Source organism: Cobetia sp. BL01, assembly GCF_056493605.1.
Window position 1 is genome coordinate 488,650 of sequence record NZ_JBVBEE010000002.1, and the last position, 13,652, is coordinate 502,301.

General features: G+C 63.8%; 10 protein-coding genes. 7 read left to right on the forward strand and 3 right to left on the reverse strand.

The window, feature by feature from the left end; all coding sequences use genetic code 11:
- Positions 1 to 172 precede the first annotated feature (172 nt).
- The 6 genes from ACZYGA_RS05835 to mgtE all read left to right on the forward strand — a co-directional run bounded on the left by ACZYGA_RS05835 (position 173) and on the right by mgtE (position 5,796).
- On the forward strand, positions 173 to 1,621 hold the full coding sequence (locus ACZYGA_RS05835) for an RNA polymerase factor sigma-54 (RefSeq protein ID WP_077371583.1): 1,449 nt from the start codon (positions 173 to 175) through the stop codon (positions 1,619 to 1,621).
- A gap of 599 nt (positions 1,622 to 2,220) precedes the next feature.
- The gene (gene hpf / locus ACZYGA_RS05840) at positions 2,221 to 2,529 is read left to right on the forward strand and encodes a ribosome hibernation-promoting factor, HPF/YfiA family (protein WP_043332555.1); all 309 of its coding nucleotides are present in this window, start codon (positions 2,221 to 2,223) and stop codon (positions 2,527 to 2,529) included.
- A gap of 9 nt (positions 2,530 to 2,538) precedes the next feature.
- Entirely contained in the window at positions 2,539 to 3,009 is a 471-nt protein-coding gene (locus ACZYGA_RS05845; protein ID WP_084209227.1) for a PTS sugar transporter subunit IIA, read from the forward strand.
- Positions 3,010 to 3,105: 96 nt separating this feature from the next.
- Positions 3,106 to 4,020 (forward strand): RNase adapter RapZ, encoded by a 915-nt coding sequence (rapZ, locus tag ACZYGA_RS05850; RefSeq protein ID WP_479398575.1) that lies wholly within the window; start codon positions 3,106 to 3,108, stop codon positions 4,018 to 4,020.
- Entirely contained in the window at positions 4,007 to 4,276 is a 270-nt protein-coding gene (locus ACZYGA_RS05855) for an HPr family phosphocarrier protein (RefSeq protein ID WP_077371575.1), read from the forward strand. Before rapZ ends, ACZYGA_RS05855 begins: the two co-directional genes overlap by 14 nt.
- A gap of 164 nt (positions 4,277 to 4,440) precedes the next feature.
- The gene (gene mgtE / locus ACZYGA_RS05860) at positions 4,441 to 5,796 is read left to right on the forward strand and encodes a magnesium transporter (protein ID WP_077371573.1); all 1,356 of its coding nucleotides are present in this window, start codon (positions 4,441 to 4,443) and stop codon (positions 5,794 to 5,796) included.
- Between the two features lie 107 nt (positions 5,797 to 5,903).
- Here the strand turns inward: mgtE and pmbA are convergent, their stop codons facing one another.
- The gene (gene pmbA, locus ACZYGA_RS05865; RefSeq protein ID WP_084209228.1) at positions 5,904 to 7,274 is read right to left on the reverse strand and encodes a metalloprotease PmbA; all 1,371 of its coding nucleotides are present in this window, start codon (positions 7,272 to 7,274) and stop codon (positions 5,904 to 5,906) included.
- A 76-nt stretch (positions 7,275 to 7,350) separates the two neighbouring features.
- On the opposite strand from pmbA, the gene yjgA reads away from it, so the two are divergent.
- Positions 7,351 to 7,854: a ribosome biogenesis factor YjgA gene (yjgA, locus tag ACZYGA_RS05870; RefSeq protein ID WP_077371567.1), complete on the forward strand. Its 504-nt coding sequence runs from the start codon at positions 7,351 to 7,353 to the stop codon at positions 7,852 to 7,854.
- 88 nt (positions 7,855 to 7,942) lie between these two features.
- Here the strand turns inward: yjgA and tldD are convergent, their stop codons facing one another.
- Positions 7,943 to 9,403 (reverse strand): metalloprotease TldD, encoded by a 1,461-nt coding sequence (tldD, locus tag ACZYGA_RS05875; protein ID WP_084209229.1) that lies wholly within the window; start codon positions 9,401 to 9,403, stop codon positions 7,943 to 7,945.
- Complete coding sequence (locus tag ACZYGA_RS05880; protein ID WP_479398576.1) at positions 9,400 to 13,515, reverse strand: YhdP family phospholipid transporter; 4,116 nt, start codon at positions 13,513 to 13,515, stop codon at positions 9,400 to 9,402. Before ACZYGA_RS05880 ends, tldD begins: the two co-directional genes overlap by 4 nt.
- Positions 13,516 to 13,652 lie beyond the last annotated feature (137 nt).

Sequence of the window (13,652 nt, forward strand, 5' to 3'; positions counted from 1 at the left end):
TCCCCGTGAACCCTCCTGCTCTGCCACACCTCACTCGAATGCATGACGTCCATACCACCTTGGTGGCAACATGGCATGCAAGTTGCTTGAATATTCTCGACTGCCCCTTGTCAGTGCCCCGACCCACGGTATAGCGTAGATGCACGTTCCTTTGCCGTGAATGACAGACCCCATGAAACCCACCTTGCAGCTTCGACTCGGCACTTCCCTGACAATGACCCCGCAACTTCAGCAAGCGATCCAGCTGCTGCAGTTGTCGACGCTGGACCTGCGTCAGGAGATACAGCAGGCGCTTGAGTCAAACCCCATGCTGGAGCTTGACGAGGAATACGAGTCGCTGGATGTCGCGGAGACACAGGACAAGAGCGAGATCTCCACCTCCGAGACCAACAGCGAGATTCCTGAAGAATACCCTCTCGACAGTGACTGGTCGGACCTCTACCAGGATCACGCAGGCAGTCTGACCAGTTCCGGCAGCGGAAGCTCGAGCGAGGACGGGCCGGACTTCGATCGCAACACCAGTGTCGAAAGCCTGCAGGACCATCTGCGCTGGCAGCTGGCGATGACGGACCTCGATGCGCGTGAACGCCAGATGGCGGAGAGTCTGATCGATGCGGTGGATGGGGCCGGCTACCTGAGCATGAGCCTGGACGAACTGGTCGATGGTCTGCGAGGTCAGGGACTGCCCGGCCTCAAGGCGTCGGAACTCGAGCAGGTCCTGCTGCGCCTTCAGCAGTTCGATCCCACCGGTGTGTTCGCTCGAGACCTGCGGGAATGCCTGCTGCTGCAGCTGGCCCTGCTGCCGGACGATCTGCCGCTGCTGGCCCAGGCCCGCCGTCTGGTGCGGCAATTCCTCGAGGCACTGGGCAATGACGATCGCAAGCTGCTCAAGCGTCGCCTGAGCCTGGATGATGATGAACTGGATCACGTCATTCGTCTGGTACGGGCGCTCGACCCGCGCCCGGCGTCCGCCTGGGGTGAGCCTGCCAGTGATTACGTCATCCCGGACCTGCTGGTCCGTCATACGCGTCACGGCTGGCAGGTCGAGCTCAACCCGGAAGCGCTGCCCAAGCTGCGTATCCAGCCGGAATATGCCGCCCTCATCAAGCGGGCCGACAAGTCCGCGGACAACACCTTCCTCAAGGACAACCTTCAGGAAGCCCGCTGGCTGATGAAGAGCCTGTCCTCACGCAATGACACCCTGCTCAAGGTGGGCCGCGAGATCATGGCGCGCCAGATCGACTTCCTCGAGCAGGGGGAAGAAGGCATGAAGCCGCTGATCCTCGCCAACATCGCGGAAGTGGTCGAGATGCACGAATCCACCATCTCGCGGGTGACCACCCAGAAATATATCCACACCCCGAGAGGCGTGTTCGAACTCAAGTTCTTCTTCTCGAGTCAGGTGGGTGGCAGCGGCAACGGTGACGCGCATTCCAGCACCGCGATCCGCGCGCGCATTCGCAAGCTGATCTCGGAAGAACCGGCGCGCAAGCCATTGTCCGACTCACGCCTGGTGGATCTGCTGGCCAGTGATGGCATCGAGGTAGCGCGCCGGACGGTCGCCAAGTATCGCGAGGCCATGGGCATCCCCTCCTCCAGCGAGCGCAAGCGCTTGGCGTGAGTCTCGACAACGGATACCCGCAGGCCAGCGGGCTCCACACGTCGGAGCGCTGAAGCTCGCCCCCTTGCACCTGCCATCCTGGCATCATCTGCCAATCGGTCGTCTGAATACCGGTTGGCAATGCCTGTCCTTGCGACTGCGTGAGTGACTTCACGCCCCCAATTGCCTATTTTTCCAGCCACTTTTCTCCAGAGTGCTTTCTTTTTCCCTCACATCCCACGGACAGATAGCCAGGGGTCGCCACCGACTCCTGCCACACGAACGTCGACGTAAATGCTGACATTGGCCACAAACGGCCGGTTTCTCGAGCCCCATTCCGTCCGTGATGCGAGGCGATGCTCATGAAGAACCTGCTGATATCCCTCGCTGGGTTGAAGACAAGCCTTGCGCCACGATGCAGCGCAGCGTTGATCTTTGTTCAAAGCTTGGGCATTGTCGGGGTAGACGCTCGGTACACCGGCACCGCCGCTCTCGCCAGCAGATGATCGCCACGAGACCATGGCCGGAGTCAGAAAGTGGCCGCGCGTTCAATCAGGGTTTGCTCGCAGTCAAAAAGGGTTACAATTCAAAGGCAACCCGCTGGATAAAGGAGCGTGTCCATGCAAGTGAATATCACCGGGCATCATGTGGAACTCACCGATCCTCTCCGCGATTATGTCAACGAGAAGCTCGCTCGCCTCGAACGGCATTACGACAACATCACCAATGTTCAGGTGACACTGTCGATCGAGAAGGAACGCCAACAGGCTGCCTGCACCCTGCACGCCGCTGGCGCCGACCTCCATGCCCTGGCAGAAGACCCCAACATGTACGCTGCCATCGACGCGCTCGCCGACAAGCTGGACCGCCAGCTGGTCAAACACAAGGAAAAGTCCCAGGCTCGCTCTCAGGGCACCGGGACCCGTTGACCTTCTGCCATGACACTTGATCAGATTCTTCCCCCCGAGCGCACGCTCTACGGCGTCCCCGGGGGGAGCAAGAAGCGGGTGCTGGAATTCTTCAGCACCTTCATTGCTCAGAACATTCCCAGCCTGGACAGCCAGGAAGTCTTCTCGCGCCTGATCGGGCGCGAGAGACTGGGTTCGACGGGTATCGGCCACGGCGTGGCCGTGCCACATGCACGCAGTCCACACTGCAAGACCCCCATCGCGGCGTTCATGAAGCTCGGTGACCCCATCGACTTTGACGCCATCGATGGCGAACCCATCGATCTGCTGTTCGTGCTGCTGGTCCCCGAGGAGGCAGATGACACCCATCTCACTCTGCTCGGCCAGGTGGCGGAACTGCTCAACTCGCCCACCAACCGGGCAGCATTGCGCCAGGCAGACAGCCAGCGAGCATTGTTCGATGCCCTGACCTCGGCCATCGCCGAATTGCCGGCGCGCTGAACCTGCAAGCCCGGACTCGCTCCGGGCTTGTCGCTGACTGGCCTCAGGCACCCTCCGCTTTCACCTCATGCTGACCTCGCCCTGGGAGAGCACTCCATGAAGATCGTGATCATCAGTGGTCGCTCCGGTTCCGGCAAATCGATTGCCCTCCAGGCGCTGGAAGACATTGGCTACTATGCCATCGACAATCTGCCCGGCATGCTGCTGGCACCATTGGTCGAGCAGCTGGAAAAGGACAGCCCCACCCGCCGGCGCATCGCGGTCTCCATTGACGCGCGCAACCTCCCCGATGCCCTGAGTCGCTTCCCTGAACTGCTCGACAGCGTTCGTCAGAGCGGCATGAATGTGCAGGTCGTCTACCTGACCACGGACTCCCGTGTCCTGCTCGAACGCTATTCCGCGACCCGCCGCCGTCATCCGCTGACCCGCGACAATGACCGCACGCTGGCCGAGGCCATCGAGATCGAGCAGCAGACACTGGCCCCGATTCGTCAGAAGGCGGATCTTGTCATCGACTCGACCAACCTCAGCGTGCATGACCTGCGCTCGCGCATCACCGAACAGGTCGCGCAGCACAGCTCTCGTCATCTGACACTCACCTTCGAGTCCTTCGGCTTCAAGCATGGCGTGCCGACCGATGCCGACATGGTGTTCGATGCCCGCTGCCTGCCCAACCCCTACTGGGACATCAATCTGCGCAGCGATACCGGTCGTGATGACAGCGTGGCGGAATTCCTGCAGCGCTACCCGGACGTCAAGGCAATGCAGGATGACATCGCCGGCTGGCTGGAACGCTGGCTGCCCGCCTATCAGGCCAGCAATCGCAGCTACCTGACCGTTTCGGTGGGCTGTACCGGTGGCCAGCATCGCAGCGTCTATCTCTGCGAGCAGCTGGCCGAACATTTCGCCAAGCAGCTTCCTGAGGTGCGTCTACGCCACCGGGAACTGGGGATCCATACGGCCCTGGCGATCAGCGATACCCGTCAGGAGTCACACGATGCCCAGTCGTGAACTGGTTCTGACCAACAAGCGCGGGCTGCATGCTCGCGCTGCCACCAAGCTGGTCAACTGCTGTGCGCCCTTCGAGGCCACGGTCATGGTCAGTCACGGTGAGCGACGCGCCAACGCGGCCAACGTCATGGCGCTGCTGATGCTGGCAGCCCCGTGTGGCACGGCGCTGATCATCGATGTCGAGGGCGAACAGGCAGATGAGGCCCTGTCTGCGATCGAGTCCCTGTTCGAGGCGCGCTTCGAAGAGGAAGAATGACGCCGCCGCACCCCGTCTGACATCCCCCGCCCGCCGGCTTTCTGCCACTTTTTCCGCGCTGATTGCCCTATCGATAAGAAACAGTGTTTTCTTTTGTCGACGCGCCCCCCTGCGCCAATGGTAGAATCAACGCTGTCCTTCATGTCGACAGGGGAAGCCGACAGATGAGCAAGACGTCACGCAAACTCAAGCCAAGACTTGATCGCCTGTCACAGGCACTGGAAAGTGGCGAGCTGGATCAGGCAAGGCGCATGCTGAATCGCGGCCTGGCACCGGTGGACGTGGCCCACTTGCTGGAATCCTCCCCCCCCAAGGAGCGCAACCTGCTCTGGGAGCTGGTCGACGCCGAACTTCAGGGCGATGTGCTCCAATACCTTGGCGAGGATATCCAGAGCGACTTCCTCAAGGACATGGATGCCGAGGACGTCCTGGCCGCCACCGAGAATCTGGAACCGGATGATGTCGCCGACATCCTCCAGCGGCTTCCGAATGCCGTGATTCTCGAAGTCCTCGACTCCATGGAGGCGCAGGAACGCCAGCGGGTCGAGACGGTGCTGTCCTATCCCGAGGACACTGCCGGCGGCTTGATGAATACGGACACCATCACCATCCGTCCGGACATCACCCTGGATGTCGTGTTGCGTTACATCCGCCGTCACGAGCGACTTCCCGATTCCACCGACACCCTGCTGGTCGTCTCGCGCCGCGATGAATTCATCGGCGCCCTGCCCATCAACCGCCTGCTGGTCTCTGACCCCGGTGTCACGGTGCGCGAGGTGATGGATACCGACAGCGTGGTGATTCCGGCATTGATGCCGGAGAGCGAGGTCGCCTCGCTGTTCGAGAAGCATGACCTGATCTCGGCGCCTGTCGTCGGCGGTGATGGCAATCTGCTCGGGCGCATCACCATCGATGACGTGGTCGACGTCATCCGCGGCGATGCCGAGCACCAGGTCATGTCGATGGCGGGGATGGACGAGGATGAAGATACCTTCTCCCCGGTGATGCGCACCTCCTGGCGTCGCGCCATCTGGCTTGGCATCAACCTGCTGACCGCCTTCATGGCGTCCGCCGTGATCGGGATGTTCGAGGGCACCATCCAGAAGATCACCGCGCTGGCGGTACTGATGCCCATCGTCGCCAGCATGGGCGGCATTGCCGGCTCACAGGCACTGACGGTACTGATTCGCGGCATCGCACTGGGACACGTCAAGAGTGGCAACGTGCGCTGGCTTCTCAAGCGCGAAATCATCGTCGCGGGGCTCAATGGCCTGCTGTGGGCGGTGGTGGTCGCCGGGATCGCCATCGTCTGGTTCGGTGATGTCCAGCTGGGGGCCATCATCGGTGCCGCCATCATGATCAATCTGTTGATCGCGGCCGTGACCGGGACATTGCTGCCGATACTGCTCAAGAAGCTCAATATCGACCCGGCCCTCTCCGGCAGCGTGATCCTGACCACCGTGACCGACGTGATCGGCTTCATGGCCTTCCTGGGCCTGGCGACCTGGCTCTATCTGTAATACGCCTGATGGATTCCAGTGACTGCTCCAGAAAACAACACGGCCGCTCCCAAGGGAGCGGCCGTGTTGTTTTCTGGACTCTCGCGCAGAGACAGAAGCGTCAGCGATCAGCCTTCCAGCTCATCGTCTTCACCTTCGGACATGCCGGCAACGGTCATGCCATCGATCAGCCAGCTGCCAGAGTGGATGCTGCCCCGGGTATCGACATCATCACCGACCGCCAGCAGATTGGCGGCCATGTCACGCAGATTGCCGGCGATCGTGAACTCCTCGACCGCGTGCTGGATCTCGCCATTCTCGACCCAGAAGCCCGAAGCGCCACGCGAGTAGTCACCGGTCACGCCGTTGACGCCCTGACCCATCAGCTCGGTCACCAGCACGCCGGTGCCCATCTGCTTGAGCATCTCGTCACGTGAGGTCAGCGGCGCGGTGATGCGCACGTTGCGCGCACCGCCCGCGTTGCCGGTGGTCTGCATGCCCAGACGACGAGCACTGTAGGCGCTCAGCATGTAACTCTGCACCTTGCCGTCGGCAAAGTAGACATTGTCACGCGTGGCGACACCGTCGTTGTCGAAGGCGGCACTCGACATGCCACCCACCTCACGCGGCTTCTCGCCGAGGGTGAACCAGTCAGGGAACAGCGGCTGACCCAGGCTGTCGCACAGGAAGCTGGACTCACGATACAGCGAGCCACCCGCGATGGCGGACAGATAGTGCCCTACCAGGCCTGCCGACATCTGCGGGTCGAACATGACCGGCATGCGCCCCGTCGCCACCTTGCGCGCGTTGAGGCGTGCCAGCGTGCGGCGCGCAGCCTCACGCCCCACATCCTCCGGGGAGCGCAGGTCGGCCGGGTTGCGCACGCTGGTGTAGTCATAGTCACGCTGCATGCCCTGTTCATCCCTGGCGATCAACATGCAGGACATCGAGTGTCGGCTGCCGCACTGACTGGCCAGGAAACCGTGGCTGTTGCCGTAGACCTGCACACCTTCCCCACTGGAGAAGCTGGCACCTTCGGATTGCGCGATGCCTTCCACTTCCAGTCCGGCACGCTCACACGCCAGCGCCAGATCCGTCGCATCATCGACGCTGATCGCCCAGGGGTGATGCGCCTGAAGGTCCGGGAAATCGGTGGCCATCAGTTCGGCCGGCGCCAATCCGGCAAAGCTGTCCTCGCCGGTGTAATGAGCGATGGAGACCGCTTTCTCGACCGCGGCACGAATCGAGTCGCTACCGGCGTCGGAAGAGGTCGCGCTGCCCTTGCGATTGCCCAGATACACGGTCACGCCGATCCCCTGGTCACGCGACAGCTCGACGGTTTCGACTTCTCCGTCACGCACCGAGATGCTGACGCCCTGATCGACGCTGGCGCCCACCTCACAGGCATCGGCTCCCAGACTGCGGGCCAGCTCGAGCGCTTCGCTGACGCGGCGCTCCAGCAGTTGTTGCTGAGCAACGGCATCAAAGGCCTGGCTCATGTTGTTCTCCTTCTGAGGAGACGGGGCGCTGGCAGTGCTATACTGCCGCAAATTTCCCCGACTCGTTGGAATTGGCATGCGTAAAGAAAGACCTGAGGAGCTCGTCGAGCGTCCCAGCAAATCCCAGATGAAGCGTGAAATGATCGAGCTTCAGGCCCTCGGCAAGAAGATCATCGACATGCCGGCCGGTCAGCGCGCCAAGTTCCCGCTCTCCGATGACATGCTGGCCGCCATCGATGAGTGCGGACGCATTCGCAGTCATGAAGGCCTGCGCCGTCACATGCAGTACGTCGGCAAGCTGATGCGCAAGGAAGACCTCGAGGCCATCAACGCCGTCTTCCAGAGCATGGAGCAGCAGAGCATCCGCCGGGATGCCTCCTTCCAGCGCCTGGAGCGCTGGCGCGATCGCCTGATCGAGGACGACGAAGCCTTCGTGATCTTCGTCGAGGACTACCCGGAGGTGGACCGCCAGGCACTGCGTCAGCTGATCCGCAATTCACGCGCCGAGCGTGATGCCGGCAAGCAGCCCAACAGCGCCAAGAAGCTCTTCAGGCTGCTGCGTGCCGAGCTCGATCTGTAATTCTGACACCTCACGCTTCATCGACGCCGCCGCGGCCCTGCCACGGCGGCGTCGTCATATCGCTTCTCTGCTGATCAAGCGCACCGGTTCATGACTGGGTGCCACCGACCGTCAGCTCATCGAGCTTCAGCGTCGGCTGGCCGACCCCGACCGGCACCGACTGACCGTCCTTGCCACAGACCCCGACCCCGGTATCCAGCTCGAGATCATTGCCGATCATCGAGACGCGGCCCATGGCTTCCGGGCCGTTGCCGATCAAGGTCGCGCCCTTGACCGGTGTGGTCACCTTGCCGTCCTCGATCAGATAGGCTTCGCTTGCGGAGAACACGAAGCGCCCGGAGGTGATGTCCACCTGGCCACCGCCGAAGCTGACCGCATAGAGGCCGCGCTTGACGCTCTTGATGATCTCCTGCGGGTCACGATCGCCACCCAGCATGTAGGTGTTGGTCATGCGGGGCATCGGCAGGTGCGCAAAGGACTCGCGACGCGCATTGCCCGTCGGCGCCATGCCCATCAGGCGGGCATTCAGCTTGTCCTGCATGTAACCGGTGAGGATGCCATCCTCGATCAGCGGCGTGTACTGACCCGGCGTGCCTTCATCGTCCACCGACAGCGAGCCACGGCGGTCCGCCAGCGTCGCATCGTCGACCACGGTGACGCCGCGCGCCGCGACCTGTTCACCCATGCGCCCCGCGAAGGCGGAGCTGCCCTTGCGGTTGAAATCCCCTTCCAGACCATGACCGACCGCTTCGTGCAGCAGCACGCCCGGCCAGCCATTGCCCAGCACCACCGGCATCTGCCCGGCGGGCGCATCGACGGCCTCGAGATTGACCAGTGCCTGACGCACGGCTTCCCGCGCGTAGCGCTCGGCGACGTTGTCGTCACGCAGACGGGTCAGCGGGAAGCGTCCGCCGCCACCGGCACTGCCACGCTCACGACGGCCATTGCGCACCGCGATCACGCTGATGTTGAAGCGCACCAGCGGACGCAGGTCCGCGGCCAGGGTGCCATCACTGGCACGCACCATCACCACCTCGTAAAGCGCCGACAGCGAGGCCGAGACCTGACTGATGGACGGGTCAAGGCTGCGGGCGATGCGGTCCGCTTCCTTGAGCAACGCGACCTTGTCCTCGGCACTCAGGCCATTGAGCGGGTCGATGCCGGAATAGAAGGACGGTGCCTCGGTGATGATCGAACGGGCGACCGTGCCATTGCTGCCACTGCGTGAGATGCCGGCGGCAGTGCGACCGGTGTCGGCAAGCGCGGCGGCATCGATCTGATTGGAATAGGCGAAGCCTGTCTTCTCTCCCGCCAGTGAGCGCACGCCGACGCCACCATCGATGTTGTAGCTGGCGTCCTTGACGACACCATCTTCCAGCACCCAGCTCTCCTGCCAGATACGCTGGAAGTAGAGGTCGGCATAGTCGGTACCCGGACCCATGGCATGTGCCAGGCCGGCATCCAGATCATCCAGGCTGAGTCCGCCCGGGGTCAGCAACAGGGCCGCGGCATCGTCGAGCACGCGACCGGAACTCGCATTTTGCGTCATTCGGCACTTTCCAGAGTAATGTTCGGGTCGCCCCAGGGGCCTGATACCCGATAGTGAATTTGCGTCACCTTGTCGATGAAGCGACCGAAGATCTTGTCGGCCACGAACAGCGCACCGCCCACGGCGGGGGCGCCTGCCAGCACGGCGGCCAACGGCAGGTTCTGACTGACCGGCACCGTGATGGCCATGTGTTGATCAAGGGTACCGCGAAGCAGGTCAACCTGCCCGTTGAGCGTCACGGTGGTGGACGGCGCCTCGATACGCAAGGGGCCATCGCTTTCCAGACGCCCCGCAAAGAGAGTCGCGGCGCCCCGCACCTTGTCGAAGGCCGTGCCCTTGTCGGTCACATCCGAGAAATCCAGCGACAGACGACGCAGCAGATTGTCGACGTTGACCAATCCCAATAGCCGCGCGGACGCCGAGCCGAGATTCAGGAAACGTCCGTCGTCCAGCTTGACCTCGAGCCGCCCGTTGGAGCGCGACAGCGCAAAGTCCTGCGGCGCCCCCGGCCAGGCCAGCTTGGCCTCGGCGCGTGCGCGCTCGGCCTCGATGCCGCGTGGCTGGGACAACCGCTCCAGCAGCCCGCCCAGATCGCTGCCATCCGCGGAAAGACGAGCGCGCGTCAGACTGTTGGCACCGGCATCCTCCCAGGTGATGTTGCCCTGGGCCGTCATGTCGCCCACGGTAATGGCGAGGGGGGACACCACCAGCCGTTGTTGATCCGACTGCCACTCTGCACTGATGGGCCCCAGCTGCTGCTCGCGCCAGATGAGACGTGCCAGGCGCAGGCTGCCTGCCGGCAGCTCGGCCAGCGCCGCTGGGTAGGGAGTCGGCTCGACCCCGGTGGCCACGGCCTCGGTGAAGTTGCTTGGCGCAGGCTCGGGGGTTTCCCGGGTCTGTGGCGGCCACAGCGCGTCGAGATCAAGATGATCGAGATCCAGAATCAACGGCCGCGCGGCCCCGGACTGCCAGACGAGCTCCCCACTGGCGAGCCTGCCCTCCAGAGTGGCCGCCAGCCCCAGCGCTTGCTGTTGAGAGCTCTGACGAGGCGCTGCCTCAAGCGTCATCGGGCCGGTACACCGATCCTGGATCATCAGACAATCGGTGGCAACGCGCAGCCGCGACAACTCGCTGAGTGCATCGCCACCGCTGCCACTGGCTCCATCATCGCCACTCGCGCCGGATAGCGCCCCGCCCCATGATGACCAGAGCTCAGGTGCCAGCGTCGGCGTCCGCCAGGCGATATCCCACCCCGTGCGGGACGGCCATTGCGGGTCGCTCGGCCAACGTTCCAGCCACAGCTGGCCGGTCATCGGCACCTTGCTGCCATCATCACGCGTATTGCCGCCTTGCCAGCGAGCGCGGGCACGATTGGCGAGCACGACATCGCCACCGCCCTCGGCGAGCCCGACCTCCACCGACAACGCCGCGGCTTCATCGCGCGCCTTGCCGAAGGGGGCCGGCAGATTGATGGCCGCGCCCTTGAGATCACTCGACAGCTGCAGGCTGGCTCCCTCCTCGGGCAGCATCAGACGCGCCTGATAATCGAACGTGCCGCCCAGCGCACGCGGGCTATCTCCCTGATTCAGTGCGGCACGGCTATCCTGCGCCGCATCACCGAGCAGCGTCTCGGGAGCCCCCAGCCAGCTCAGCACCGGTGCCAGCGGCGCCTGGCCACTGAAGGTCACCGCCCCCTTGCTGGCCGAATCCGCCTGACCGATATTGAGTGCCGCCTTGACCGCGCCACCGAACAGCTGCCCTGACAGGTCGCCGGTCAATTGCTCGCGCTGTCCTTCAGGACGCGCGGGGTCATGCACGAATGCCAGCGGGCCGCGAATGCCGGCGATCTCGATGCCCGGCCCGGGGAAGGCCAGGCTTGCCGCCTGCCTCTCACCGACCTTGCCCGTCACCTCCACCCGCGCCTGCTCGGCATCTTCAAGCGGTACGCGAATCTTCATGGCCGCCGCCACGGAGCCCTTGCCCTGCCACTCGGCCAGCAGCTCCGCAGTGTCCTCAAGCGGTGCATGCGAGAGCAGATCGAACAGCGCCTCGACACTGCCCGTGACATCCCCCTGGATATCCAGGATGTCATCGTGCATGTCGACCTTGGCCTGATCCACCGACAGACGCTGCGCGCTACCCAGCGCGACCGGCCGTGAGTACGCCGACTCGACACTGGCCGTGAGATCATTGTCATGCAGTTCGAGATTGCCCTTCACGCCGTCAAGCGCGGGCCAGCCCTCGACATAGCCGAGCCGCCCGTTCTCGATGGCAAGCTCGAGATCCATCGCGTCCCCGGGGCCGTAGCCATTCTCGCCATTGTCCTCATCCCAGACCTGCTCCAGATGCAGAGAACCCTCTGGCACGACACCTGCCACATCACGTGTCAGCCATTCGCGCAGGGAGGGGTCCAGTACCTTGAGCGGCAGCCAGTCCGCCAGCGGGATGCTGCGAGCATCCACATCCTGCATGTCCAGATCCAGCTGGAAGCGGTCCGCATCATCCGTGGGGATCTGCAACCCGAAGCGTCCCGTCACCCTGGCGCCATGACGCGAGATATCCAGATCACGCCCGCTGATCTGGCTGCCGGCATCATCCACCTGCCAGTCCACCACCCCCTGCGCGGACTCAAGTGACCAGCTGTCACCGAAGACCTCCGGGAAATGGAATCGCATGCCGGGGGCTCCCTGGAAGGTGACACTGCCCTGCATGCCCCCTTCATCACGACTCCGCGCCGTGACCCACGCCGCCAGCGGCCCGAGCCCCGGAGCGCCCTCCCAGGGTTCCACCTCGGTATCCGTCAGGCCAAGCGCCAGCGTCATGCTCAGCGGGGCTTCAAGGCCGATATTGGCCAGTGACAGGGACAGTCCGGTGGCGGTGCCACGCGGATCGAGTGTCTCAAGTATCTCGCCCAGCTCGCCCAGCTCCAGCACGTTGCGCCAGCGCGCCACCCGCGCCAAATCGAAGCGACCGGTCACAAGCGAGACACTGCCATCGGCAAGATCCCCCGACAGGGAGATACGCTCAGGGAGGCTGGCAAGCGCGGCCTGCAATCGAGCAGGCGGCTCCTGTGAAGCGGAATCTGAATCCGATGGAGAATCCGAGCGCTGGGCCACCTGTGCCTCACCGTCACTCACGACGGCGTCATCGAGCTGCGAGGCTCCCACCGAGAGCTGATTGAGCCACGCCTGCCAGCGATCCCCGCCCGACAGATCCCGCAGCCACTGCCCCCGCGCATGGATGTCCTTGAGGGCCAGCATGGCGCCATCGTGATCCAGCGTCAGGCGATTGAGATCGAGACGCAGGCGAGCGTCTTCCAGCCGTGCCTCTCGCCAGCGCGCCCACAGCGTGGCGTTGCCATCAGCATCACGCAGCATCAGGCTGTCGCGCTCACCGATCAGGCGCCCGACACTGGCCAGTGCACCGGCATCCAGCTCCACCTGCAGCTGCGCGGAATAATCGGCGAGCCCCGCGTCGCCGGGCAGTACTTCCAGCACGGCACTCACGCCGGCCTGGGGCGACTCCCCCACGCGCAGCTGCCCCTCCAGATGAGCGCGCTCACCATCACCGGCCAGCAACAACTCGGCCGCGTTCAGATTGAGCGTATCGTTGCGTCCATGCAGCACGAGACGTACATCCTCGAGCCTCACGCGCTGACGCGCCAGCAGTGCCAGGCCCTGCTCGAGCTGTTCCAGGCTCATCTGCCCCTTGGGCTCGAGGGCTTCAGGCGGGCGCGGCGGCCCCGGCCAGCCCCAGCTGCCATCGTCATGCTGATAGAGGTGAACGATGACGCCAGTGGCGGTCGCACGGTCAAACACGGGCGCCAGATGGCGCAGGGAGGACAGCACATCAAGCCGCGATTCGAGATGCTCCACGCTCAACAGCGGGGCCGCCTCCATCTCGTCGGGCCGAAAGAGGTTCAGACCGGAGAGCTTGATGGCCGGGTCGAGATAGTCCATTCGCCCGTCAAGCGATGACATCCCGACATTGGAGTGGGTCTGGGTGGCGATGAAGTCGCTGATCGCGTCACGGCGAGATTCCAGCGTCGTCAGCCACCAGCGCAGGCCACCGATCACGATCGCCAGCATCGCCAGCAGCACCGCCAGCGCCATCAAGAGCCTTCGCCCCCAGCGCCGCCGCCGTGAAGGCGAAGGGACGGGAGACGAGGCTTGATGAGATGACGGAGCATCACCGGCCGTGGCGGCCGACTCCGTCGGTCCATCCGCCGCTGTCAGCTTGTCTGACTCAG

Bases quoted from the DNA above. Each gene is read 5' to 3' on its own strand.
- mgtE (WP_077371573.1), top strand. From the start codon at position 4,441: ATGAGCAAGACGTCACGCAAACTCAAGCCAAGACTTGATCGCCTGTCA.
- pmbA (WP_084209228.1), bottom strand. From the start codon at position 7,274: ATGAGCCAGGCCTTTGATGCCGTTGCTCAGCAACAACTGCTGGAGCGC.
- ACZYGA_RS05845 (WP_084209227.1), top strand. From the start codon at position 2,539: ATGACACTTGATCAGATTCTTCCCCCCGAGCGCACGCTCTACGGCGTC.
- rapZ (WP_479398575.1), top strand. From the start codon at position 3,106: ATGAAGATCGTGATCATCAGTGGTCGCTCCGGTTCCGGCAAATCGATT.
- ACZYGA_RS05835 (WP_077371583.1), top strand. From the start codon at position 173: ATGAAACCCACCTTGCAGCTTCGACTCGGCACTTCCCTGACAATGACC.
- ACZYGA_RS05855 (WP_077371575.1), top strand. From the start codon at position 4,007: ATGCCCAGTCGTGAACTGGTTCTGACCAACAAGCGCGGGCTGCATGCT.
- tldD (WP_084209229.1), bottom strand. From the start codon at position 9,403: ATGACGCAAAATGCGAGTTCCGGTCGCGTGCTCGACGATGCCGCGGCC.
- hpf (WP_043332555.1), top strand. From the start codon at position 2,221: ATGCAAGTGAATATCACCGGGCATCATGTGGAACTCACCGATCCTCTC.
- ACZYGA_RS05880 (WP_479398576.1), bottom strand. From the start codon at position 13,515: ATGGCGCTGGCGGTGCTGCTGGCGATGCTGGCGATCGTGATCGGTGGC.
- yjgA (WP_077371567.1), top strand. From the start codon at position 7,351: ATGCGTAAAGAAAGACCTGAGGAGCTCGTCGAGCGTCCCAGCAAATCC.